Raw genomic sequence first — 25,460 nt, 5'->3', positions numbered from 1 at the left:
TACCGTCATCGCTGCGCCTTGACGATCTGCAGGGCGCTGGCGATGGCGGTGCTGATGTCGCCCATATTGGCCGGCACGATCAGCGTGTTATTGGTCTTGGCCAGGTTGGCAAACGCATCCACGTAGTGCTCGGCCACGCGCAGGCTGACGGCGTCCATACCGCCCGGCGACTGGATTGCATCGCCCACCTGGCGCAGCGCCGACGCGCTGGCTTCGGCCAGCGCGACGATCGCCGTGGCCTCGCCCATCGCGCGGTTGATGGCTGCCTGCTTCTCCCCTTCCGAGCGCGCAATCGACGCCTCGCGTTCACCGCTGGCGATATTGATCTGCTCCTGACGCCGCCCTTCCGACGCGGCGATTAGCGCCCGCTTTTCGCGTTCGGCCGTGATCTGGGCCTGCATCGCATGCAGGATCTCGGCCGGCGGGGTCAGGTCCTTGATCTCATAACGCAGCACCTTCACGCCCCAGTTGGCGGCCGATTCGTCGATCGCATTGACGATGTGGGTGTTGATGTGGTCGCGCTCTTCGAACGTCTTGTCGAGTTCCATCTTGCCGATCACCGAGCGCAGCGTGGTCTGGGCCAGTTGCGTGATCGCCTGCAGGTAGTTCGATGAGCCGTACGACGCGCGCATCGCATCGGTCACCTGAAAGTACAGGATGCCGTCGACCTGCAACTGCGTGTTGTCGCGCGTGATGCAGACCTGGGGCGGGACGTCGAGCGGGATTTCCTTGAGGCTGTGCTTGTAGGCGACGCGGTCGACGAACGGCACCACGATGTTCAGGCCCGGCGCCAGCGTGGCGTGGTATTTGCCGAGGCGCTCGACGACCCAGGCGTTCTGCTGCGGCACGACGTTGATGGTCTTGAAGACGAAGACCAGCGCGATGACAAAGATGATCAGCGCGACGATGCTGAAGGTCGATTCCATGGGGTTCCCTTTGAAGTTGGTGTAGATCCGGATTGGATGGGACGAGGCAGCATCACTGCCGTGCCACGATCAGGCGATTGCCCTGCACTTCGACGATTTCATGCTCGCCCGGCTGCGCGTCCTGGCCGGCGCGCAGTTCGACGTCCCACAACGCGCCGCGGTACATCACGCGCGCACGCCCGCCATGCCACTGCGGCACAGTGACGCGCTGGCCGATGTCGAGGTTGATGCTCGGGTCATTCGCGGCCGGGCGCCGGCCGCTGCGGGCAAAGCGCGTGCGGCGCAAGACCAGCGTGGCCGCAATGCCGATCGCCGCCGCAATCAAGGTTTGCAGCGCGCCACTCGCACCCAGCCAGGCGGCCAGCGCGCCGAAGACGAGGCCCAGCGCGATCATCAACAGGTAGAACGTGCCGATGAACAGCTCGGCCACGATCAATATCCCGGCCCCGATCAGCCAATAGGTCCAGTCGGCCATGGTATGTCTCCTTCTTGTGATGGTCATAAAAAAACCCCCGCTACCCGAAATGGATAGCGGGGGCTTTGCGAGCACTGTGTGCCCGCCCTTGCTTACATCTTTGCCAGCTTCTGCCAGGTGTCGATCACCGAGTCAGGATTGAGCGACATCGACTCGATGCCCTCTTCCACCAGCCACTGCGCGAAATCAGGATTGTCCGATGGACCCTGGCCGCAGATGCCGATGTACTTGCCCTTGGCGCGGCAGGCCTTGATCGCCAGCGACAGCAGCGCCTTGACCGCCGGATCGCGCTCGTCGAAGTCCTTGGCCAGCAGCTCCATGCCCGAATCGCGGTCCAGGCCCAGCGTGAGCTGGGTCAGGTCGTTCGAACCGATCGAGAAGCCGTCGAAGAACTCGAGGAACTGATCGGCCAGGATCGCATTGGATGGCACTTCGCACATCATGATCAGGCGCAGGCCGTTTTCGCCACGCACCAGGCCATTCTTGGCCAGCAGGTTCACCACTTTCTCGGCCTGGCCGAGCGTGCGCACGAACGGGATCATCAGCTCGACGTTACTCAACCCCATGTCGTTACGCACGCGCTTCATGGCCGTGCACTCCATCGCGAACGATTCGGCAAAATCGTCGGCCAGGTAACGCGCCGCGCCGCGGAAGCCCAGCATCGGGTTTTCTTCGTCCGGCTCGTAGCGCGAACCGCCGATCAGTTTCTTGTACTCGTTCGACTTGAAGTCGGACAGGCGCACGATGACCGGTTTTGGCCAGAACGCCGCAGCGATCGTCGAGACGCCTTCGACCAGCTTGTCGACATAGAAGGCGCGAGGCGACGCGTGGCCGCGCGCGACCGATTCGACGGCTTTTTTGAGGTCGGCGTCGATGTTCGGGTACTCGAGGATCGCCTTCGGGTGCACGCCGATATTGTTGTTGATGATGAACTCGACGCGCGCCAGGCCAACGCCGCTGTTGGGAACCGACTGGAAGTCGAAGGCCAGTTGCGGGTTACCGACGTTGAGCATGATCTTGGTCTTGATCGGTGGCAGTTCGCCACGCGCGACTTCGGTCACTTCGGTTTCCAGCAGGCCGTCGTAGATCATGCCTTCGTCGCCTTCGGCGCACGAGACGGTGACCAGGGTGCCGTCCTTGAGGACGTCGGTCGCATCGCCGCAGCCGACGACCGCAGGCACGCCCAGTTCACGCGCGATGATCGCCGCGTGGCAGGTGCGGCCACCGCGGTTGGTGACGATGGCTGCTGCGCGCTTCATGACCGGTTCCCAGTTTGGATCGGTCATGTCGGCCACCAGCACGTCGCCCGGCTGGACACGGTCCATTTCGGACGGGTCGCTGATCACGCGCACGCGGCCGGCGCCGATCTTCTGGCCGATTGCGCGGCCGTGGGTCAGCACGGTGCCGGTGCCCTTGAGGTGGAAGCGCTGCTGCGCGTCGGTCGACTTCTGCTGCGACTTCACGGTTTCCGGACGCGCCTGCAGGATGTACAGCTTGCCGTCGCGGCCATCCTTGCCCCACTCGATGTCCATCGGACGGCCGTAGTGGTTTTCGATGATGACGGCGTACTTGGCCAGCTCGATGATTTCTTCTTCGACCAGCGAATAGCGGTTGCGCATTTCGATCGGCACGTCGACGGTCTTGACCGAGCGACCGGCCTTGGCTTCGGCGGTGAATTCCATCTTGATCAGCTTGGAGCCGATATTGCGGCGGATGACGGCCGACTTGCCCATTTCGAGCATCGGCTTGTGGACATAGAATTCGTCCGGGTTCACGGCGCCCTGCACGACGGTCTCGCCCAGGCCGTAGCTCGAGGTGATGAACACGACGTCCTTGAAGCCCGATTCGGTGTCGATGGTGAACATCACGCCGGCCGCGCCGGTGTCCGAGCGCACCATGCGCTGCACGCCAGCCGACAGCGCGACTTCGGCGTGGGTGAAGCCCTTGTGCACGCGGTACGAAATCGCGCGGTCGTTGTAGAGCGACGCGAAGACGTGCTTCATCGCCTCGAGCACGTTGTCGATGCCGACGACGTTCAGGAACGACTCCTGCTGGCCGGCGAACGACGCATCCGGCAAGTCTTCGGCGGTGGCCGACGAACGCACGGCGAACGAGACTTCGGTTTCCGAATCGGCAAACAGACGCTCGTAGAAGTTGCGGATCTCTTGTTCGAGGCGCGGCTGGAACGGCGTGGCGACGATCCACTCGCGGATCTCGGCGCCGGCGACGGCCAGCGAACGCACGTCGTCGATGTCGAGATTGTCGAGGCGGCGCGCAATGCGCTCGCCCAGGGACGCGCCGCCGTCGATGCTGTGATCGAGGAAATCGCGGAACGCATCGGCCGTGGTGGCAAAGCCGGTCGGCACGCGCACGCCGGCGCCGGCCAGTTGGCTGATCATTTCGCCGAGGGACGCGTTCTTGCCGCCGACCGACTCGACGTCGGTCATGCGCAGGTCTTCGAACGACGCCACGTAGACGCTGTCGGCCTGCCCGGGTTGGATCGCTGCAGTAGCTGGATTGGTCATGATAAAAAACACCTTACTTGATGATGGAAACCTGTTGGCGCATCGGTGCAAGGCGGGGCGTGATTCGCGTATTCTTGTTATTCTGGCCCGCGTGCAGCACAATGCAAAATCCGTTGCCGAGCATTCTACCCCGCGACACGGGGATGTGCAGCGCACTTTACATGCAACTCTGTCAGCAAAGCTTAACAAACCGACCATGATCGACGATCCCCAGTCCCTGCCCGCACTGGCCCCGGCCCCATCACGTACCGTGTTCTTTGTCTCCGACGGCACCGGCATTACGGCCGAGACGTTCGGTCACGCCGTGCTGAGCCAGTTCGAAATGCGCTTCCGGCAGATTCGCCTGCCCTTCATCGACTCCATCGACAAAGCGCACGACGCGGCGCGGCGCATCAACGACAGCTTCGCGCTGCACGGCCAGCGCCCGATCGTGTTTTCCACCTTGGTCAAGCACGACCTGTCGAGCGTGATCCGCTCGGCCAAGGGCATGCACATGGACCTGTTCCAGACGTTTGTCGCTCCGCTCGAGCAAGAGCTTGACGTCAAGTCGACGCACACGATTGGCCGCATCCACAATGCGGTCGACAGCGAAGAGTACAAGAACCGCATCGAAGCCATCAACTTCTCGCTCGCGCACGACGATGGCCAGTCGCACAAGAACCTGGCTGACGCCGATGTCATTCTGGTCGGGGTGTCGCGCTCGGGCAAGACGCCAACAAGCCTGTACCTGGCCATGCAATACGGCCTGAAAGCGGCAAACTACCCTTTGATCCCGGACGACTTCGAACGCGGCCGCCTGCCCAGCAACCTGCCGCCGTACAAGGCCAAGCTGTTCGGCCTGACGATCGCGCCCGAACGCCTATCGCAAATCCGCAACGAACGCCGCGCCGGCAGCAAATACGCCTCCATCGAAAACTGCCGCTACGAAGTCAACGAAGCCGAACTCCTGATGCGCCGCGAAGGCATCCGCTGGCTCTCGTCAACGACAAAGTCCATCGAAGAAATCGCCACGACGATCCTGCAAGAAATCGCCCCCGACCGCCGCGAATATTGAACAATTAGGGTCAGAGTCGATTTATTGAGCAATTGCCCATTGAAAGAGCGACCTCAAAAGAGCGACCTCATCCAATTGAGGTCGCTCTAGTTTGGCGTCAGGCCCGTGGCGCCAGCAGGTGCGGCCCGATCTCGCGTACCGACTGCACGCCGGTCAGGACCATCGTGGTGCGCAAGTCCTTTTCCATGATCTGCAGCAGGCGCTCGACGCCGGCCTGGCCCTGGGTCGCCAGCGCATACACGAAGGCGCGGCCAAGCAGCACGCCATCGGCGCCCAGCGCCAGCATGCGGAACACATCAGTGCCGGTGCGCACGCCACCATCGGCGAAGATCGTCATCTGTCCCTTGACCGCGGCGGCGATGGCCGGCAGCGCCACCGCGCTCGATGGCGCGCCGTCGAGCTGGCGCCCGCCGTGGTTCGAGACCACGATGCCGTCCGCGCCGAAGGTCAGCGCGTCGCGCGCATCGTCCGGGTCGAGGATGCCCTTGATGATGAGCTTACCCTGCCACTCGTCGCGGATCCATTGCAGGTCAGGCCAGGCGATGCCCGGATCGAAATTGGCGCCCAGCCAGCCGATGTAGTCGGCCAGGCCAGTGACGCTGCCACGGTAGGCCGAGATATTGCCCAGGTCATGCGGGCGCCCGAACAGGCCGACGTCCCAGGCCCAGCGCGGGTGCAGCGCCGATTGCAGCACGCGCCGCAGCGGGGCGTTCGGACCGCTCATGCCGCTGTGGGCATCGCGGTAGCGTGCACCCGGCACCGGCATGTCCACGGTAAACACGAGCGTCCTCGAACCCAGCTCCCATGCGCGGCGCATCACGTCGCGCATGAAGCCACGGTCCTTCAGCACGTACAGCTGGAACCAGATCGGGTGCGAAGCTTGCGCCGCCACCTCGGCCAGCGGACATACCGAGACGGTCGACTGGATGAACGGGATGTTGCGGCGACAGGCGGCGCGCACCGCCTGCACTTCGCCGCGCCGCGCGTACATGCCGGTCAGGCCGACCGGCGCCAGCGCGATCGGCAGTGCATAGTCTTCGCCAAACCACTGCACGCCCAGGTCCTGCGTTTCAGAGCCGCGCAGCACGCGCTGGCGCAGGCCAATCGCCTGCAGGTCGTCAACGTTGCTGCGCAGGGTCTGCTCGGCACCGGCGCCGCCGTCGAGATAGTGGAACAGGAACGGCGGCAGGCGCCGGCGCGCTGCCTGGCGAAAATTGGTGGCGGACGAAATGATCATGTACGGTGCGCGAAGCGGCAGTGTGAGCGGATCGAACTGGCAGTGTATGCCGGCCCGGTTGCGCCCGTCCATTGCCGGGCGCGGATAATCAGCGCCGTGAGCGGGCGGGGCGTATTGACGCCCCAGGGCAAACGCTCAAGCGCCTGATTAAATGGACCGCCCGGGCGCCAACCGGTTGACACGTTCCGAATGGAAAATGAATACTCGGCCAGATGACATCCCTACCCCACCTCGACCTGCTGCAGCGCGGCTTGGCACTCGGCCTGCTGGCGCTGGCCTGCACCGCCTGCACCACCTCCGGGCGGCAACGCGAGCTGCTCGATCGCGGCGTCGTCGCAATCCATACCCAGGACGGCAATTTCGTCAGCTGGCGCGCGCTCGGCACCGACGATGCGGCCACCGCCTTCAATCTGTACCGCGACGGCGTGCGCGTGAACGCCACGCCGCTCGCCGCGACCAATCTCGTCGACGCCGGCAGCGCCGCCAGCGCGACCTACAGCGTACGCGCGGTGTTGCGAGGGGCCGAGCGCAACGACGGCGCGCGCGCCGTCGCCGCCTGGCCCCAACCGTTCAAGACCATCCCCTTGCGCAAGCCCGCGGGTGGCGTGGAGCCCGACGGCACGCCGTTTACCTATACGGTCAATGACGGCTCGACCGCTGACCTGGATGGCGATGGAACCTATGAATTGCTGGTCAAGTGGCAGCCGACCAATGCGCACGACAATGCCCACCGGGGCCATACCGGGTCGACCCTGATCGACGCCTACCGGCTCGACGGCACGTTCATGTGGCGCATCGACCTGGGACGCAACATCCGCGCCGGCGCGCACTACACCACCTACCTGGCCTTCGACTTCGACGGCGACGGGCGCGCCGAACTGATGGCGAAGACGGCTGACGGCACCGTCGACGGCGCGGGCAAGGTGATCGGCGACGCCAAGGCCGACTACCGCAACAAGGATGGCTTCATCCTGGAAGGCCCGGAGTTCCTCACCGTGTTCGACGGCCGTACCGGGGCAGCGCTGGCCAGCAGTGCCTATACGCCGCCACGCGGCGACGTCGCGGCCTGGGGCGATACGAGCGGCAACCGGGTCGACCGCTTCCTCGGCGGCGTGGCCTACCTCGACGGTGCGCGCCCGAGCGCGATCTTCGCGCGCGGCTACTATACGCGCGCCGTGGTGGCGGCCTGGGACTGGCGCGGCGGGCAGCTGACGCAGCGCTGGGTGTTCGACAGCGACGTCCCGGCCAACCAGGACGCCGCCGGCCAGGGCGCCCACTGGCTGGCTGTGGCCGACGCCGATGGCGACGGCTACGACGACATCGTGTATGGCGCGGCGACCATCAAGAGCGATGGCACGCTGATGTACAGCACGGGCCTGTGCCACGGCGACGCGCTGCACGTCGGCAGGCACATTCCGAACCGGCCCGGCCTGCAGGTGTTCATGGTCCACGAGTCGCCCGCGTGCTACCGCGGCCATGGCGCCGAAATGCACGACGCGGCCACCGGCGAAGTCCTGTGGCACATCCCGGGCACCATCGATGTGGGCCGTGGCATCTGCATGGACATCGACCCGGCGCACCCGGGCAACGAATGCTGGGCCAGCACCGGCGGCATCACGAATCCCGTGGGGGGCCTGTACAACGCAGCCGGCGTGCAGATCTCGGCCGTGCGCCCGCGCTCGCTCAATTTCGGCCTGTGGTGGGACGGCGACCTGCTGCGCGAGTCGCTCGACGGCACCAGGATCGACAAGTGGAACCCGCAGGCGCGGCGCCTCGAGCCGCTGCTCGATGCCGCCCGCGATGGCGCCGCGTCGATCAACGGCACCAAGGCCAATCCCGTGCTGTCGGCCGACCTGTTCGGCGACTGGCGCGAAGAAGTCGTCTGGCGCAGCGCGAACGACGACGCGCTGCTCGTGTTTTCCACCACCACGCCGACCCGCCACCGCATCACGACCCTGATGCACGATTCGCAGTACCGGGTGCAGGTGGCCGCGCAGAACGCGGCCTACAACCAGCCGCCGCATCCCAGCTTCTTCCTTGGCGAAGGCATGACGCCACCGCCCGCTTCCCAACAGCCCAGATAACGGTCCCCGCCATGATCCTGCGTCTTTCCCTGCCCGTTGCCGGCTTCGCCACAGCCATCGTCACCCTCTTCGCGCTCGACGCCACCGCCGCCGAGCGCCTGTCCGTCACCGCCAGCCACGCGCTCGACATCGCACGGCCAGCCGAGACCATTGCGATCCCCTGGGCCCGCGTCAACGAGGCGCTGCCCCAGGCGCGCTCGCAGCAACTGGTGATCAAGGACGCGGCCGGGCGCAGCCTGCCCTACCAGGTCACCAACCTCAACGCCACGGCCAAGGACCCGCAGATGGTCGGCGCGGCCTACGGCGAACTGCTGTTCCAGCACGACTTCAAGGCTGGTGAGAAGAACGCCACCTTCACCATCGAGAAGGCCACGGCGGTCGTGCCGCCGTTTCCGCCCAAGACGTACGCGCGCTTCGTCAAGGAACGCCTCGACGACTTCGGCTGGGAAAACGACAAGCTGGCCCACCGCGCCTATGGCCCGGCGCTCAAGGCGCCGGCGCCGGCTGGCAGCGGCAAGGAAGTGCTGGCCACGAGCGGCATGGATATCTGGTTCAAGCGCGTGCCGTATCCGATTGTCGACCGCTGGTACAACATCGGCCACGACCACTACCACGTCGACCTGGGCGAAGGCATCGACATGTACAACGTTGGCACGACCCGCGGCGCCGGCGGCACTGGCATCTGGGACGGCAAGACGCTGCACGTCGGCGCCAACTATACCGACTGGACCATCCTGGCCAATGGCCCGATCCGCACCGTGTTCGAACTGCGCTACGACGCCTGGGACGCCGCCGGCGTCAAGGTCACGGAGGTCAAGCGCTTCACGGTCGACGCCGGGCGCTACTTTGACCGCATCGACAGCACCTTCACGTTCAGCGGCCCGTCGACGCTCACCGCCGCCGTGGGCCTGAACAAACGCCCGAGCGACAAGGGCCAGGAAGTGAAGGTCGAGTTCAGCGAGAACAAGGCCGACGCCAGCCTGGTGCAGTGGGTGACGCAGCGCAGCTTCGGCGACTTCGGCCTGGCCCTGATCGTGCCGCCGGCGTCGGGCTTTGCCGCCGACGAGCGCAATGTCTTGGTGACGGCGCCGGTCACGTCCGGCAAGCCGATCAGCTACCACGTCGGCGCCGCCTGGACCCGTGGCAGCCCGTTCACGACCCAGGCCGAGTACAGCAAGCACGTGGCTGACGAAGCAGCGCGCCTGCGCGCGCCGGTGCGCGTGAGCGTCATGGCGGGACGCTGACGATGGCGCCGCTGTCACGCCGCGCGTTCTTCAAGTCCGGCGCGCTGGCGGCGGCACTGCCGCTGGGCGTGCGCGCCGCCCAAGCCGCCGCACCGGCCGCGCCGGCCGCCGTCGCTGCGCCGGACTCGGTGGACCTGGCCTGGCTGGAAGGCATGCCCGGCCTCATGACCGGCACCACGTTCGGTGTGCCGTGGCCGCGCGGTGCCTGCCATAAGGATCAGGCATTTGTCCTGTCCGGCGAGCATGGCGACATCGCCTGCCAGAGCTGGCCGACCGCCTACTGGCCGGATGGCTCGCTCAAGTGGACGGCGCATGCGCTGGCGCCGCAGGCCAGGGTGCCCGGACGCCTGCGGCTGCGTATCGCCCCGCGTGCCGGCAGCGTGGCCACACCGGCAGGCATGCGGCTGGCTATCACCGAAAGGCCGGACGCGATCGTGGTCGATACCGGCGTCATCGAATGCACGATCCCGCGCCAGGGCGCCGAGCTCGTGCGGAGCATCCGCCGCGGCGGGCGCGAGATCGCGCGCGCTGGCAGGCTGGTGGCCCTGTGCGACGACAGCCCCGAGGGCAGCGCGCGCCAGAGCGCCTACGAAAGCCGCCTCGATCGCGTCACGCTCGAGCATAACGGCTTGCTGCGCAGCGTGGTCAAGCTCGAAGGCATGCACCGCGCCATCGACGGCAAGCGGGCCTGGCTCCCGTTCACCGTGCGCCTGTACTTCTACGCCGGGGCCGAATCGGTGCGCATCATGCACACCTTCGTGTTCGACGGCGATGAGCAGAAGGACTTCGTGCGCGGCCTCGGGCTGCGCTTTGACGTGCCGCTCACGGATGCGCCCCACGACCGCCACGTGCGCTTCGCTGGCGAAGCGGGCGGCCTGTGGGCCGAGGGCGTGCGCAACCTCACCGGTCTGCGGCGCGATCCGGGCGAGGCCGTGCGCAAGGCGCAGCTCGCGGGCCTGGCGACGCCACCGATCGCCGAACGCGTGAACCAATCGCTGCACCTGATCCCGGCCTGGGGCGACTACAGCCTGGCGCAACTCTCGCCGGACAGCTTCCGCATCCGCAAGCGTACCAAGGCCGGTCATGGCTGGATCGACGCGGCCTGGGGCCGGCGCGCGCCGGGGCTGGGCTATATCGGCGGCGCCAGCGGCGGCCTGGCCTTCGGCATGCGCGACTTTTGGCAGCGCCATCCGACCCAGCTCGACGTGCGCAATGCCCATACGGAGGCGGCGCAAGTGACCTTGTGGATCTGGTCGCCCGACGCGCCGGCGATGGACCTGCGCTTCTACCACGACGGCATGGGCATGGCGTCGCACGCCGACGAACTGCAGGCGCTGGACGTGACCTACGAGGATTACGAAAAAGACTTCGGCACGCCGGTGGGCGTGGCCCGCAGCAGCGAGTTCACGCTGTGGGCGCTGGATGCCACGCCGGCGCGCGAGGCGATGGTGCGGATGGCGGCCGCCGTCCAGACCCCGCCGCAGCTGGTCGCGGCGCCCGCCCACATCCTGGCCACGCGCGCGTTCGGCAACCTGGTTGCGCTGCCGGACCGCTCCACACCGGCCAGGGCGCACATCGAAGACCGGCTCGACGCCCATTTCGCGTTCTACCGCGACGAGGTCGAGCAGCGCCGCTGGTATGGCTTCTGGGACCACGGCGACGTGCGCCACACCTACGACACCGACCGCCACGAATGGCGCTACGACGTCGGCGGCTATGCCTGGGCCAACTCGGAACTCTCGCCAGACCTGTGGCTGTGGTACGCGTTCCTGCGCACCGGGCGCGCCGACATCTTCCGGATGGGTGAAGCGATGGTGCGCCACACCAGCGACGTCGACACCTACCACCTGGGCCGCTTTGCGGGCCTGGGCACCCGCCACAATGTCCAGCACTGGGGCTGCAGCGCCAAGCAGGTGCGCATCAGCACCGCGGTCTACCGCCGCATGTACTATTACCTGACGGCCGACGAGCGCACGGGCGACGTGATGCGCGAGGTGCTCGACGCCGACCGCCGGCTCGATGCGGTTGACCCGGTGCGCAAACTCGCCAACCAGCCGCCCAAGGGACCGTACCCCGTGCGCGCCAGCTTTGGCACCGACTGGGCGTCGCTGGCCGCCAACTGGCTCACCGAATGGGAGCGCAGTGGCGACACCCGCTACCGCGACAAAATCGTGACCGGCATGCGCGACATCGCCGCCATGCCGCACGGTTTCTTCAGCGCCGAGCGCATGGGCTACGACCCGGACACAGGCCACCTGCACAATATGGCAGGCGACAACGTCAAGGCGTCGCACCTGAATGCCGTATTCGGCGCGGTCGAGGTGTTCGACGAACTGATTGCCCTCACGGGCGAGAAGGCTTTTGAGCGCGCCTGGCTTGACTACTGCACCCTGTACAGCGCGCCGAAAGAAGAGCAGGTGCGCCGCCTGGGCAAGCCCCATGGCGGCTCTGCTGTCCTGGTGATCGGCCACTCGCGCCTGACGGCGTATGCCGCCTGGAAGCGCAACGACCCGGCACTGGCCCGCCGCGCCTGGACCGAATTTGCCAGTGCCGCCCGGCCCTATCCGCCATTCGTCGCGCGCCAGGTCGATGGCCCCGCCACGCTCAACCCCATCACCGAGGTGCCGTGGGTCACGACCAACGACACGGCGCAATGGGGCCTGGCGGCGATCCAGAACCTGGCGCTGATTGGCGACGCGCTGCCCCCACCTGATCCGATGTCACCGCCATGACCAACCGTTCACTTGCTCTCGCTCTCACTGTGGCCACGCTGCTGGCCACGCAGGCGCATGCCGCCGCGCCGACCCGCTTCGTGTTCGGCGCCGCCGCCGCACCCGCCGGCCACACCCGGGTCGCCCCCGGGACGCTCTACGACGCCGCGCGCGGCTACGGCTTCGAGCCCGGCGCCGAAGAAGGCGCGCGCTATTTCTCGGTCGACCTCCCCGAGGGCAACTACGCCGTCACCGTCGTGCTGGGCGACGACGGGGGCGTAACGGCGACAACCGTCAAGTCCGAACTGCGCCGCCTGATGCTCGAGAACGTCGTTGTCGCCGCCGGCCAGAAGGTCGTGCGCACCTTTGTCGCAAACGTGCGCACGGCGCGCATCGCCGCCGTGCCGGGTGTCGCCGCAGGCGTCGTCGACCTGAAGGCCCCGCGCGAGACCGAGACCGAAGCCTGGAACTGGGACGGGCGCCTCACGCTGGAATTCAATGGCAGCCCAACCGCCGTGCAGCGCCTGGAGATCGTGCCGGCCAGGGTGCCGACCGTGTTTCTGCTGGGCGACTCCACCGTCAGCGACCAGCCGGGCGAGCCGTTCAACAGCTGGGGCCAGATGCTGCCGCGCTTTTTCGGGCCAGGCGTCGCCGTTTCGAACCATGCGCAATCGGGCGAAACCTACCGCGATTCGCTGGCGCGCCGCCGCATCGACAAGATCCTGAGCATGATGCAGCCGGGCGACACGCTCCTGATGCAGTTTGGCCACAACGACCAGAAGCAGATCAAGGATGGCCGCAGCGGGCCGTTCACCACCTACAAGGCCGAGATCAAGACCCACGTCGACGCGGTGCGGGCACGCGGCGGCCTGCCGGTGCTGGTCTCGCCCGTGGAGCGGCGCGCCTTCGACGAGGCCGGCCAGGTCAAGCCCTCGCTGACGGACTACGCCGAAGCGGCGCGCCAGAGCGCACGCGAACTGGACGTGCCGTTCATCGACCTGAACACGTACAGCAAGACGATCTACGGCGCGCTCGGCGTGGAAGGATCGACAGCGGCCTTCGCGTCGCCCGCACCGGGCAAGCTGGACAACACCCACCACAACAGCTACGGCAGTTACCTGATGGCCAAGGCGGTTGCCCTCGGCATGCGCCAGGCCGGCATTCCGCTCGCTGTCCACCTGGTTCCGGAATTCCGGTTCGACCCGGCCCATCCCGATCCGGTGGCCGGTTTCACGGTGCCACCCAGCCCGCGCCGCACGCAGCAGCGGCCCCTCGGCGACGAGGGCAATCCACCCGTCGGCCCCAAAACAGTCAACGGGCGCACGCAATGAAGCACGCAATGAAGCGCCGGCGCGCACTGGGCCTGCTGGCCGGCGGCCTGCTCGGCGCTTGCAGCGGGATGCAGGGCAGCGCCCGTCCGGGCGAAGAGCAGGCCTACCTGTTCTCGTACTTTCTGGGCAATGGCGCCGATGGCCTGCACTTCGCCGCCAGCCGCGATGGCTACCAATGGGACGCGCTGCGCGGCGGCGCCAGCTTTCTGACGCCGACCGTCGGCAAGGCCCGGCTGATGCGCGACCCGTGCATCGCGCGCGGGCCGGACGGCATGTTTCACATGGTCTGGACCAGCGGCTGGAACGATACCGGCATCGGCTACGCGTCCTCGCCGGATCTCGTGCAGTGGTCGACCCAGCGCGACCTGCCGGTGATGGGACACGAGCCGCAGGCGCTCAACGCCTGGGCGCCCGAGATCATGCATGATGCGGCGCGCGGCCACTTTCTGATCCTGTGGTCGTCGACGATTCCCGGCCGCTTCCCGCAGACCGAGGCCGAAGGCGACGCCGCCGGCGACCAGAAGTACAACCACCGCATCTACGCCACCACCACGAAGGACTTCGCCAGCTTCACACCAACGACACTGTTCTATGAGCCGGGCTTCTCGGTGATCGACGCCACGTTCGTGCAGGCGCTGGGACGCGACTGGCTGGTGGTGAAGGACGAGACGCGGTATCCGCCAAAAAAGTACCTGCAGGTCGCCGCCGCCGACAGCCTGCAAGGGCCTTTTGGCCCGCTGGGTGCGCCGATCACGCCGGCGGGACTGTGGGCAGAGGGACCAAGCGGCTTGCAGGTGGGCGACGAGGTGATCCTGTATTTCGACGCCTACACGGCCGGGCACTACGGCGCGCTGCGTTCGCGCGACATGCGCCGGTGGGAAGATGTCAGCGCGCGCATGCGCTTTCCGCACAAGATGCGGCACGGGACCGCGTTCGCGGCGCCAGCCAGCCTGATCGAGCACCTCAGGGCGCTGGCGCCCTGAGCATGGAAGCTGCTAGGGCGCTGGCTGCGAGGGCGCGCAGCCCTCGCTGTATCAGTCGCGGCCGCCCTGGAACATCAACCCGCTATCGTTCAGGCCAAACTTGAACTTCTTGTTCATCTGGATGATCTCGGCGCCTGCCAGCAGGGTCGGGCCATAGCCGTGCGCCGCCTTCACGCTGGTCGGGCGATAGGCATAGAAGGCCGGGTCGAACGCCATGCCGGTGCCAACGCAAATCCCTTCGATCTCGCCATTCTGCCTGACCTTGCTGGCCACCGCATTCCAGGCCAGGTTCGCCATCGGCCCGTACATCGCCGCATCGACGTAGCCGCGGTTGACCGCGCGCGCGATCGCGTACGAATAGATCGCGGTGGCCGAGGTCTCCTGGTAGGTGTCGTTGCGGTCGATCAGCTGGTGCCAGAAGCCGTCGCGGCTCTGGTAACTGGCCAGGCCACGGATATGCGCGCGCAGCTGCTCGAGCACGATGTTGTAGCCCTTGTGGGTCTTCGGCAGCACTTCGAGCACCTCGACCATCGACATCACCGCCCAGCCATTGGCGCGCGCCCAGCGCAGTTCCGGATGATCGCGCATGCCTACCACGTAGCCATGCATGTAGATGCCGAGCTTCGGATTGAACATGCGCTTGGAGAACTGCTGCACCTGGCGCACCGCGTCGTCGTAGTACTTGGTGTCGCCCGTGGTCTTGCCCAGGTACGCCATGGTCGGCACGCCCATGAACATGTCGTCCAGCCACAGGGTATCCGGCAGCGGACGCATCTTGCGGCCGCCCTTGCCATCCGGGCCGCCACGCGCGAGCGTGCCATCCTTCAGGCGATACTCCTGTTTGGTGACGAAGTCGCCACAGATGTCGATCATCTGGCTGTAGTCGATCTTTGAGCCGGCGACTTTTGCCTTCATGAAGCTGTGGCACAGCGCGCCAACGTCGTCCAGCGCGTGCGGGTTCAGGAAGCCCTTGATCGGCGCATGCGAGTTCGCCGTATCGGCGCGCACGACCGGCAGGTAAGTTCTGGTCAGCTGCGACAGCAGCGTGTGGCGCCTGGTGACGTAATCCTGGTAGCGCGCGTCGCCCGTGGCCTGGGCCGCGGCCAGCATGCCGATATAGGTCACGCCCCACTCGTAGCTGGTCAGGCGGAAGTCGCCCGGCTTGAGCACCGCGTTCGGATTGGCCGCCGAGGCATCGGGAATGGCTGCGCCCGTGGTCTTGTCGATCAGTTCAGCCGGCGTGGTGCGCTCGAGGTAGGTAAACACGCGGTCGAGCACAGTCTTGACCTCGGCCGCGTCCATCGCGCGGTAGGGTGTCGGGTACTTCACCTCCAGCGCATGCAGCATGGCGTCGGCCGCTGCCGGTCCCTTTTCCTGCGGTGGCGGCGCGTCCTGCGCGCTCGCGCCCAGGGACAACGGGAACAGGCCCGCGACGAGAATGGCCATCAGGGTCTGGCGCGGCTTGAGGGAATGCATGGGTGAAGTCTCCTTGTTATTTGATTTGATGGATGGTCAGTCCGTCGATCGTCTGGCGCGACCACGTGGTACGAAAACCGAAATACCCGCGCGTGAGGGGCTGCGGGTCGTGATAAGTAAACAGATCGCGGCCGTCCGCGCGCATGCGCGTGCAGCCGTCGCGCACGAGGATCTCGATCCGGTAATCGCGGTTCGCCTCGAGCAGGTCGTTCGGCGCCAGGCGCTCGCCGACCAGTAACTTCTTGCCGGCGCCGTAGCGGCGCATGCGCGTGGTCGTGTTACCGTTGCCGCCGATGCCTGCGTAGTACAGATCCAGGTCGTCGTATTCCTCGAATGTGCCGGACCGGGTAAACAGGCTGGTGCGATGGGGATCCTGCGCCATCCAGAAATGGTTCAGGTCCGACAGGCGGTCGTTCGGCCCGCCGTCGAGCACCACCCTGCGCGTGTAGGCGATCAACAGATTGCCCGACAGCGGCTTGTCGAGCCAGACGGTAGCACCCGAATCGACATCGAGCAGCAGGCGACCGTCGACGTTGGCGACGACGTTGCCTGGCTTTCTCGCGTATTCGCTGATGTAGCCCGTCAGCGGCCCGTCGAAATCGTCGCGGTGCAGCAGCGCGCCGCGCTCGCCCCAGCTGTCGCACTGCCGGGCAACCCCCTGCGCCGCGAAGTACGGACGCAGCGGGTTGCCCGACAGTGCGGCCAGGCCGGCGACAACCTGACGGGCATTGAATTCGGCGCCGGCAGCGTTCGTGTGGGTGCGCGCGTCGGAAAAGAAGGTATCCACCGTGGCCGCGCCGATGGCGCGGTAGCCGTCCGAGACCAGCATCGTCAGGTCCATGAAATGGGCGCCGCTGCTGCGCGCGACCTGCCGGCCCCAGTCAGCAAAATTGGCGAAGTCGCGCTCGTTCTGCCACTTGTCGCGGTGCGGGATCGGCGAGGCGATGATGACGGTCGCGCCCTTCGCCCTGGCGTCGGCCACGTAGCGCGCCAGGTACCAGCCGAAGCTGTGCACCTGTTCCTTGCTGCCGTCGGGCCGGGTGTCCTCGACCGTATCAAGGCCGGTGCCGGGTGCCGACGCGCGGTTCTTCGAGGCCGGGTCGCCAATGCGCCCACCGTCGTTGTGGCCGAACTGGATCAGCACCATGTCGCCGCGCTTGAGCTGCGCGACCACCCGGTCCCAGCGGCCTTCGGTAAAGAACGTACGGCTGCTACGCCCGCCGATGGCGGCATTGACCACATTGATCCGGCGCGTATCGAACAACGGCGTGATGCGCTCACCCCAGCCGATCGCGCCATTCTGACCACCGCTCTTGACGGTGGAGTCGCCCACCAGGAACAGGGTTGGCAGCGCCGGGTCGCGCGCCGCCTCGTCGCGCACGGTGCGCGCGTCGACCACGGGCCGCACGTCGTCCACGGGCTTGAGGAACCCCGCCATGCGTGGGTCGCCCAGGGCGTTCAGTTCGGTCGCCACCACCTGCGCATTGAGCGACGCGCCGGCCCAGTTGGTGTGGATACGCTCCTCGGGCACGGTGGCCGGGAACATCGCCATCACGCCCTCGCGGCCCAGCACGTCGTAGCGGCGCGCCACCAGTTCGTTCAGGTCGATGAAGCCCACCTGTTCGCTGCGCGCCACGTCACGCGCCCAGCCGGCATAGTCGGCGCGGTTGCGGCGCACTTTGCCCTGCTCCGGCCCTTCGTCGATCCAGGCCTTGCGCGGGATGAGCGAGGCGACGACCGGCGTTGCGCCCTTCGCGCGCGTGTCGGCGATGAACCTGCGCAGGTACGAGCCATAGCTATGCACCGTTTCGCGCTTGCCCGTCAGCAGGTTGTCGATCTCCTGGACGTCGTCTCCCACGCCACGGATCGAGCCGCGCGCGCGCTTGTCGTCGTTGACCGGCGACGCGTCGTTGTGCCCGAACTGCATGATCACGATGTCGCCCGGCTTGACCAGGGCCAGCGTGCGCGCCCAGTGCCCGCTGCTGATGTAGGTGCGGCTCGACAGCCCGCCCACCGCGCGGTTGACCAGGTTGACCTTCGACGCATCGACGTGAGCCGCCAGCGGATTGCCCCAACCCCACTGCCCTTGCGCGCCCTTGCCCTGGCCATCGTCGTGGCCATTGCGCACGGTCGAGTCGCCAATCAGGATGATCGATGGCAGCGCCGGATTGGCCGGCTCGGGCAGCACGACCTGGGCGCGCGCGGGGTCCGTATTGACGGCCGCGGCCGCCGCCGGCACCTGCGCCTGCACGCGCGCCGCGGCGCAGGCCAGCACGAGCCACGCAAGCAAGGGCCAGGCAAGCACCAGGGCCAGCATGCGGTGCGGGGCGCGCAGGGAAGTCATCGTCAGGGTCTCCATGGTCTTGTTGTATGCGGATTTTATGCGGCGCTGCCGGCAGCGGCAGTCAAACCGCAGAAAGAATCAACAAACTGATTGGAATTGAGCAATACGTACTGCAACAATGAGCGGACAACATCGACAATACGGAGACACTCGCATGCGCCCTCTTTTCATGTCCGCGATCGGCCTGGCCGTCGCGCTACTGCTGTGCACCGATGCGTCGGCCCAGATCGGCAAACGCTTCCCGTCCGAGCGCAAGCTCGTCAAGGACCCGGTCACCGGCACGATGCTGACCTTCCTGACCAGTAAACCGCACGGCAACTCGAAGATCTACCCGACCCACCCGCAATGGACATCGGACGGCAAGTGGCTCGTGTTCCGCTCGACCCTCGCCGGCAGCGAGGCGCTGGCGGTCAACGAACAGACGGGCGACCTGGTCCAGGTGACCGAAGGCGGCTACACGGGCATGCTGAACCTGGCCCGCAAATCGATGAAGCTGTACTACATGCGCAAGGCCGATACTGGCCTGCAGATCGTCGAGACCGACCTGGCACGGTTGCTCGCCGACAGCGCCGCCAGGCGCATGCAGCCGGCAGCCACGTACCAGCGCGTGGTCTCGAACCTGCCAGCCGAACTGGAAGCGGGCGGCGACCTCGCGCTCGACGCCGACGAGGAGTGGGTCTACTTCAAGGTTGGCCCCGGCCAGGCCGCCAAACACCTCGCGCCGGGCACGAAGATCGAAGCGGCGTTCGGCCCGCGCCAGATGGGCGCCGGCCCGCAGGGCATCGCGCGCCTGAACGTGCGCACCGGCGACGTCAAACACGTGGTCTCGGTGCCGTTCCAGGTCGGCCACATCCAGGCCAATCTGTGGAACCCGGGCGAGATCGTGTTCTGCTGGGAGACCGGCGGCAAGTCGCCGCAGCGCACCTGGACCGTGCGCGCCGACGGCACCGGCCTGCGCCCGCTGTACCCGGAAGCGCCGTATGAATGGGTCACGCACGAAGCGGTGATCTCGAAGGACGAAGTGGCGATGGCGATCATGGGCCACCGCGCCATTCCCGGCGCGGCCGCCGCGGTCGCTGGCCCCGCCACCAGCGCCAGCGGCGCCAACCCCGGCCAGGACGATGGCTGGGGCGCCACCGGCACCCGCGAAAAGCCGACGGGTCTGGCGATCGTCAACCTGCGCACGCGCCAGATGCAGATCGTCGGCCAGACCGAATCGGGCAGCGGCCTGTGGCACGTGCATGGCTCGAGCGACGGGCGCTTTGCCGTCGGCGACGATTTCAGCCGCAGCGTCTACCTGATCGACCGCCGCAACCGCGAGATGATGCTACTCACCACCGGCCACAAGACGACGGCCGCCGACCATCCGCACCCGACCTTCAATGCCGACGGCACCCGCATCCAGATCCAGTCCGCCATGCTGGCCGAAGACGGCCGCTCGATGAACATCGTGGTGGTGCCGGTGCCGGACGCCTGGCTCAAGCGCGGCGCGCCGGCGCGCTGATCGAAAGGACCACGCGATGCATGCATCCAGGAGAAGCACCCTGCACGCAATCGGCGCCGGCATGCTGGCTACCGCCATCCCGCTGCATGGCCGGGCGGCCGCGCCCACCGTGCTGCCCCTGTGGCCCGAGGGCGTGCCGGGGATGCGCGCCGGCCTCGGGCCCGAAAAGACGGAGAACGGCCGCGTCAGCCAGGTGATCGATCCGGATCTCGCGCTCTACCTGCCGGCGGTCGACCGCCCGAACGGCACGGCGGTAATTGTTTGCCCAGGCGGCGGCTACGAGCGCCTGTCGATGGACCGCGAGGGCGAGCAGACCGCGCGCTGGCTCACAACGCTCGGCGTCACCGCCTTCGTGCTCAAGTACCGCATGCGCGACTTCGGCCACCCGGCGCCGCTGCAGGACGTGCTGCGCGCCGTGCGCCTGGTGCGCTCGGAGGCGGCGCGCTTCGGCGTGCGGACGGACCGGATCGGGGTACTGGGCAGTTCGGCTGGCGGGCACCTGGCCGCCAGCGCCGGCACGCTGTTCGACCATTCAATGGGCCGCACCGGAGCGGTGCTCGACCGCGTCAGCGCGCGGCCCGATTTCCTGATGCTGATGTACCCGGTGATCACGATGGACGGCCCCGCCGTGCACGCGGGCTCGCGCCAGGCGTTGCTGGGCGCCGCGCCCACCCGGGCCGACATCGCACTGATGTCGCTCGAGCGCCAGGTGACGGCGCGCACGCCGCCCACGCTGCTGCTCCACACGCAGGCCGACCAGGCGGTGCCAGTCGAGAACAGCATCCTGTTCTACCAGGCGCTCACAAGCGCGAAGGTACCGGCCGAGATGCTGCTGTTCGAGCAGGGCTCGCACGGCATGGGCATGCGCGATGGACTGGGCACCGCCTCGCTGTGGCCGCGCCGGGCCGAGGAATGGCTGCGTGCGCGCGGATTGCTTGATCGCGCCCGCTGACTGGCGCTATCCTGTCAAGACAGGTGTGACTTTGCGGAATCGATGCGACGTGTTGGAAATGACGGCACTACCCGGCGTGAAGTTGCGAGGTTCAACGCTTCTTGCCGAATTAGACTGGCTGCGACAAACTTGTGCTTTCGGCAAAAATCGGTCATTCCAATGCATGCACACCAGCGTGACAACTTCTTAATCTAAAGACGAACAGATGACATCGATAACGCGCGACCAAAAGATTGACTACATCGAATTCAACGTTGCAAATATTGAGCGAAGTAAATTATTTTATGCAAGCGCATTTAATTGGCAGTACACCGACTACGGTCCTGCATACACCGAATTCACAGACGGACGGCTGACGGGCGGGTTCACTACGGGCGAAGCGCCCCGCCCCGGTGGCGCGCTTGTCATCATCTACGCAGACAATCTGGTCGACACTCAGCGACGGCTTGAGATTGCCGGTGCAGTCATCACCAAGCCTGTCTTTGAATTTCCCGGTGGCTGTCGGTTCCATTTTCAAGATCTTGATGGGTATGAGTTGGCAGTCTGGTCTGATCGAACAGCTTAGGCATCATGCGGCTGCTTGGGGTCGGAAGCGGCTTGTCGACGTAGCGGTATTTTCTTTTGCAGTTAGCGCGACCACGTCGCCGTCGAATGCGAGCATTGCCCATTCAAGCGCGAGCCGCTACAGCTAGGTGGCTCGGTCGTGTCTGGCATCATTTCGCGCCGGATTCATGCACCTTCGTCGCAACGTCGTCGGATACGCACATAGCTCCGATACACTGCTGCGCACATACACCATTCGGAGAGATGATGAATCACATTATTGCGGGGCTGATCTTGCTGCTTTGCGCCGTTCAGGTCCAAGCAGCCGGTTTTCAAACCATGGAAATTCCAGGGCCTGGCACCAAGCCGATATCGTTGGCAATCTGGTACCCAAGCCTGGCGCCGACTCAGGCCCGCAGCATGGGGGCTTTCAGCCAGGACGTGGCCATCAACGGCGCGATCGAAGGCGCGGGACTGCCCTTGGTGGTCATTTCCCACGGGAACGGCGGCTATAAATATAGTCACCTTGACACCGCTCTCGACTTGGCCAATGCCGGTTTTGTGGTGGTGGCGCTGACCCATCCCGGTGACAACTACGCAGATCAGAGTCAGGCAACTGACATACTGGAGCGACCGAAACATGTCGTTTCAACACTCGACTTCGTGCTCCAACATTGGGAGCACAGGGACCGTATTGCGCCTCGCCGGGTTGGCATCTTTGGCTTTTCGTCTGGTGGATTCACGGCGCTGGTCAACATCGGTGGGGCACCCGACATGGCCAAGGTTTTCAGCCATTGCGCCGCTCATCCGACGCAGTATGCATGCATGCTCGTAGACCGCGACGGGCCCGGGGCCGATCAGGCACCAAAGGCTGCGAGCGACAGCATGCACGACCGCCGCATTCGCGCCGCCGTCATTGCTGCCCCGGCGCTGGGTTTCACCTTCGACGCTCCAGCCCTGAACAAGGTCGGCATTCCGATACAACTATGGCGGGCCGAAGATGACATGATCGTTCCGCATCCGTGGTATGCGGAACAGGTGCGGGTTTCGTTGCCCCGTCAACCGGACTACCATGTCGTTCCCCACGCCGGCCACTTCGATTTTCTCGCGCCGTGTTCCGAAAAGCTGTCAGCGCTTGCGCCACAAATCTGCGCCAGCGACAAGGCGTTCGACCGCAGCGCATTCCACCGGCACTTCAACACCAGCATCATTGCCCACTTCAAGAAATACTTGTAGTTTCTTTTATATAATTATAAGTACCCAATGAGGCGAGCTCATAATGACGAGCTTGCCCATTTAAAAGGCGAGGTCGAAAGGAATGTGCAGGACATCCGGCACAGTAGTTGGACTGAAGACCGTTGCCGCCAGTTCGTCGACTTCGGTGAGCTCAATGTGTGATTCGGGGGATCGAATTTCCCGCGGCGCACAGCGTCAGACGATGCGCGCTATGGACAAGGGCTCAGCGAGACCAGATTCCCAACACGCCATCCAGACATTTTGTCACTCTCAAGGCCCATTTGATGCTTATTTCGCATCATTTATTTCTTATATAAAACTTTCCATGATGGAAATATGTGTCAGAATACCGCGCGTTCCCTGACAACCTGACGTGTTGGTGCCGACCCCAAACTAACCCACTGGTCACGCGCAGCTGCCGACAAACTGTACATGCGTGAGGGAATCGCTCAGGACTTAGGCCCCTCTGGACGTCGCTCGCGTGACGCTGTGCAACTGGAAGAATCGGTGACTTGACCGGCAGGCCCCGGTATCAGGCTAGTTAAACGGGCAAAGGATGTGCCGGCACTCGGGATGCGCATCGTGCCGAGTTCCCTTATTTCAGTCAGCCGCTCTGCGGGCGACACAACGAATCGACTGCCCGCTACCGGCCGACCGCTGCCGGTCGAGAAAGTGTGTGATTTTTCCCAGCACGGCAACCTCCCAAGCTGACGCGAGCGGCCCAGTTCGGCCAGATGCCGCCGTTCAGAAAAATGAATTCCGGTCTGGCGCATTATCCAGCCCTATGACCAAGACAACAAATAACGCTTCAACCTTACGTTCGCGATCCATTTCAACAAGAACCCTCATGCCGTTGCGTCTGGCCCTACGAAAATAACTCAATGATTCGACTTCTGTATATCAGCCACGCAGCCCCCACAATATCGGATGAACAAGTGCAGGACATCCTGCTGTCCTCGCGCCGAAATAATTTGGCCAGCAGTATCACGGGTATCCTGATCCACGGTGGCGGACTATTCATGCAAGTGTTAGAAGGACCGGAACAGGATGTGCTGCGGAAATACGTGAAAATTCTAGATGATCCCAGACACAGCGACGCACAGATTCTTTATATCTCCCCGGCGAACGATCGAATCTTTGAAAAGTGGTCGATGGGGGGCATCGACAGCGATCCCTTGCAATTTCAATTCATCTCCAAATTACGCGCCCGGCGCCTGGAGGTCATCGAGTCGAGTAAGTTCACGGAGACGATGCGCGAGTTTGCACAAAGGCTGCGAGACGCGACGTAGGTGAGCAGAGTTGCCCTGCGCGCTGCAACCGGGTTAGCAGGCCGGCTATCGAGCCCTTCGGTGACGGGGTCAGGTGACGGGGTCAGATCGACACGGTCCGAACTTCATCGAGCGGATCGAACGAAATGCTTGGTCGAATGCGAAGCTCGCCACGCTACTCGGCGGCGTCTGGCAGTCGGCAATGCCTGAGCCGATCTGGAAGCAAGCGCAACAAAAGTCGTGCACTGCATGCGCTTCTTTGCAAGCGCCTCAAGAACTTGCGCCAACCGTCACAAGGTCTCGTGTCCGCAGCGTGCGGATCACAACAGGGTGCTGCGCGACTGCTCTCTAAGCCGCCACTTCAGTCAGACAACGCAGATCCGCAGCGTCGATTGTGCGGTTTCTTCCGGTCGTTTTGGCATGGTAGAGAGCCTGGTCTGCACGTAAAAGCAACTCGGAAATTTGCCTGTCGGTCGAATTGCGCGTTACCAGGCCGGCGCTGTACGTCATCTGGTGCCCGAGCTTCTCGAACACCGTACCTGCCAGACGAGCCCGCAGTCGTTGATCGAAGTTCGGCACGGCGTTTTGCTCTCCTGCCATGAGCACACAGAACTCTTCTCCTCCGTACCGGCAGATCAGCTCACCGGACATGCTGGCCTCCTGCATCAGTTTGGCAAACAACTGAAGTGCGCGGTCGCCGGCATCATGCCCGCGCGTGTCGTTGATTTGCTTGAAGTGGTCAATATCCATGATCACAACGCTGAGTGATCGATCGTCGACATCGGTACTTGCGAGCTTTGCGTTTGCCAGTGCAAGCCACGCTCGCCGGTTGAGAACACCAGTTAAACCATCAGTCGTCGCCAGCCGCTCAAGTGCCTGTGCTGCGTCCTCGCGATATGCCAGCAGCATGCCTATCATGAGCAACACGACCGTGCAGTTGCCAGCGAACGCGAAAGCGACGTTGATTGGATGCGGTGTCAGGAAAGCAGGAAAATCAGCAGGATAGAACGCCCCGAGAACCGCGCGGCAAGCGGTGACCAGGCCCTGGACCGTGAGTCCAACGATCGGTAGCCAGCGCCAGCGCGCACTTTTGGCATGCGGCTTTTTCAGCAGGGTGACAACGATGAATGCCATTTGCAGGGCGAGCAGTCCGTTGGCCCAACCTACCCGGAAGGCATAGTTGGCAAAACCAACTGCGTAGCCGACTGTCAAGAATATCGCCAGAACGACAGGGGTTTTGTCGATGGCCTTGCGACCGGCCCACAATTCGAACGCAGCAGCGCTACAGGCGAAGCTGCCGGAAATGCATGCCATCGAGAGGGTCGACAATAGGACGTCGGCACTGCTGTACGGCGCAACTGAGCCAGATGCAAGCAACAGCGACCATCCGCAGGCTTGTAATCCTGCGCTGACTTGCGCAAACCTCGCCGCCCTGTCAGCCCCATCCATGACGGCAAAGAGTGCTAACGCCATGGTCACCATCGTGAGCGTCATGGCGACAAGTATTGAAGCGATATCAAAGGACATGACGGGTGTCCGAAATGAGCAGACGGAACGTCATGGTGAC

At 65.1% G+C, this 25,460-nt stretch carries 19 protein-coding genes; 12 read left to right on the top strand and 7 right to left on the bottom strand.

All coding sequences use genetic code 11. The annotated features are described in order from the left end of the window. Nucleotides 1-5: 5 nt before the first annotated feature. The 3 genes from RCH14_RS23225 to ppsA form a co-directional block, all read right to left on the bottom strand. A complete protein-coding gene (locus RCH14_RS23225) occupies nucleotides 6-926 on the bottom strand; it encodes a stomatin-like protein (protein WP_332531614.1) in 921 nt (306 codons plus the stop codon). Between the two features lie 52 nt (nucleotides 927-978). Then, a complete protein-coding gene (locus RCH14_RS23220) occupies nucleotides 979-1,401 on the bottom strand; it encodes an NfeD family protein (protein WP_343028472.1) in 423 nt (140 codons plus the stop codon). A 92-nt stretch (nucleotides 1,402-1,493) separates the two neighbouring features. Beyond that, a complete protein-coding gene (ppsA, locus tag RCH14_RS23215) occupies nucleotides 1,494-3,926 on the bottom strand; it encodes a phosphoenolpyruvate synthase (RefSeq protein WP_343028471.1) in 2,433 nt (810 codons plus the stop codon). 196 nt (nucleotides 3,927-4,122) lie between these two features. Here ppsA and RCH14_RS23210 point away from each other — a divergent pair, with 196 nt between their 5' ends. Continuing rightward, nucleotides 4,123-4,980, top strand: coding sequence for a pyruvate, water dikinase regulatory protein (locus RCH14_RS23210; RefSeq protein ID WP_343028470.1), 858 nt, complete (start codon nucleotides 4,123-4,125; stop codon nucleotides 4,978-4,980). Nucleotides 4,981-5,077: 97 nt separating this feature from the next. On the opposite strand, the gene lldD is transcribed toward RCH14_RS23210, so the two are convergent. Continuing rightward, nucleotides 5,078-6,217, bottom strand: coding sequence for an FMN-dependent L-lactate dehydrogenase LldD (gene lldD, locus RCH14_RS23205; RefSeq protein ID WP_343028469.1), 1,140 nt, complete (start codon nucleotides 6,215-6,217; stop codon nucleotides 5,078-5,080). Between the two features lie 212 nt (nucleotides 6,218-6,429). On the opposite strand from lldD, the gene RCH14_RS23200 reads away from it, so the two are divergent. From RCH14_RS23200 to RCH14_RS23180, 5 genes are read left to right on the top strand one after another with little or no spacing between them, the layout of a single operon-like run. Then, a complete protein-coding gene (locus RCH14_RS23200; RefSeq protein ID WP_343028468.1) occupies nucleotides 6,430-8,301 on the top strand; it encodes a rhamnogalacturonan lyase in 1,872 nt (623 codons plus the stop codon). A gap of 11 nt (nucleotides 8,302-8,312) precedes the next feature. Continuing rightward, nucleotides 8,313-9,545, top strand: coding sequence for a DUF4861 family protein (locus tag RCH14_RS23195; protein ID WP_343028467.1), 1,233 nt, complete (start codon nucleotides 8,313-8,315; stop codon nucleotides 9,543-9,545). A gap of 2 nt (nucleotides 9,546-9,547) precedes the next feature. Beyond that, nucleotides 9,548-12,277 (top strand): Tat pathway signal sequence domain protein, encoded by a 2,730-nt coding sequence (locus RCH14_RS23190; RefSeq protein ID WP_343028466.1) that lies wholly within the window; start codon nucleotides 9,548-9,550, stop codon nucleotides 12,275-12,277. Then, on the top strand, nucleotides 12,274-13,587 hold the full coding sequence (locus RCH14_RS23185) for a rhamnogalacturonan acetylesterase (RefSeq protein WP_343028465.1): 1,314 nt from the start codon (nucleotides 12,274-12,276) through the stop codon (nucleotides 13,585-13,587). Before RCH14_RS23190 ends, RCH14_RS23185 begins: the two co-directional genes overlap by 4 nt. Beyond that, a complete protein-coding gene (locus RCH14_RS23180) occupies nucleotides 13,584-14,570 on the top strand; it encodes a glycoside hydrolase family 43 protein (RefSeq protein WP_343028464.1) in 987 nt (328 codons plus the stop codon). The genes RCH14_RS23185 and RCH14_RS23180 overlap by 4 nt, the downstream gene beginning before the upstream one ends. A gap of 51 nt (nucleotides 14,571-14,621) precedes the next feature. On the opposite strand, the gene RCH14_RS23175 is transcribed toward RCH14_RS23180, so the two are convergent. Beyond that, nucleotides 14,622-16,046 (bottom strand): glycoside hydrolase family 88 protein, encoded by a 1,425-nt coding sequence (locus RCH14_RS23175; RefSeq protein ID WP_343028463.1) that lies wholly within the window; start codon nucleotides 16,044-16,046, stop codon nucleotides 14,622-14,624. Nucleotides 16,047-16,062: 16 nt separating this feature from the next. Continuing rightward, nucleotides 16,063-18,390 (bottom strand): DUF6250 domain-containing protein, encoded by a 2,328-nt coding sequence (locus tag RCH14_RS23170; protein WP_343028462.1) that lies wholly within the window; start codon nucleotides 18,388-18,390, stop codon nucleotides 16,063-16,065. Nucleotides 18,391-18,544: 154 nt separating this feature from the next. Here RCH14_RS23170 and RCH14_RS23165 point away from each other — a divergent pair, with 154 nt between their 5' ends. From RCH14_RS23165 to RCH14_RS24070, 6 genes are all read left to right on the top strand, one after another. Continuing rightward, entirely contained in the window at nucleotides 18,545-19,894 is a 1,350-nt protein-coding gene (locus RCH14_RS23165; RefSeq protein ID WP_343028461.1) for a hypothetical protein, read from the top strand. A gap of 16 nt (nucleotides 19,895-19,910) precedes the next feature. Beyond that, complete coding sequence (locus tag RCH14_RS23160) at nucleotides 19,911-20,846, top strand: alpha/beta hydrolase (protein ID WP_343028460.1); 936 nt, start codon at nucleotides 19,911-19,913, stop codon at nucleotides 20,844-20,846. 205 nt (nucleotides 20,847-21,051) lie between these two features. Then, the gene (locus tag RCH14_RS23155; protein ID WP_343028459.1) at nucleotides 21,052-21,411 is read left to right on the top strand and encodes a VOC family protein; all 360 of its coding nucleotides are present in this window, start codon (nucleotides 21,052-21,054) and stop codon (nucleotides 21,409-21,411) included. A gap of 242 nt (nucleotides 21,412-21,653) precedes the next feature. Beyond that, nucleotides 21,654-22,625 carry a dienelactone hydrolase family protein gene (locus RCH14_RS23150; RefSeq protein ID WP_343028458.1) on the top strand — a complete coding sequence of 324 codons (972 nt, stop codon included), beginning with the start codon at nucleotides 21,654-21,656 and terminating at the stop codon, nucleotides 22,623-22,625. 881 nt (nucleotides 22,626-23,506) lie between these two features. Further along, nucleotides 23,507-23,914, top strand: coding sequence for a BLUF domain-containing protein (locus tag RCH14_RS23145; RefSeq protein WP_343028457.1), 408 nt, complete (start codon nucleotides 23,507-23,509; stop codon nucleotides 23,912-23,914). 73 nt (nucleotides 23,915-23,987) lie between these two features. After that, on the top strand, nucleotides 23,988-24,245 hold the full coding sequence (locus tag RCH14_RS24070; RefSeq protein ID WP_407070109.1) for a DUF6869 domain-containing protein: 258 nt from the start codon (nucleotides 23,988-23,990) through the stop codon (nucleotides 24,243-24,245). Here the strand turns inward: RCH14_RS24070 and RCH14_RS23140 are convergent. Next, complete coding sequence (locus RCH14_RS23140) at nucleotides 24,242-25,420, bottom strand: GGDEF domain-containing protein (protein WP_343028456.1); 1,179 nt, start codon at nucleotides 25,418-25,420, stop codon at nucleotides 24,242-24,244. The genes RCH14_RS24070 and RCH14_RS23140 overlap by 4 nt on opposite strands. Nucleotides 25,421-25,460 lie beyond the last annotated feature (40 nt).

The sequence above is a fragment of the Massilia sp. MP_M2 genome (assembly GCF_039123635.1).
Lineage (GTDB): Bacteria > Pseudomonadota > Gammaproteobacteria > Burkholderiales > Burkholderiaceae_D > Telluria.
The sequence above is the reverse complement of the archived record's forward strand: the minus strand, read 5'-3'. Positions and strand labels throughout refer to the sequence as shown.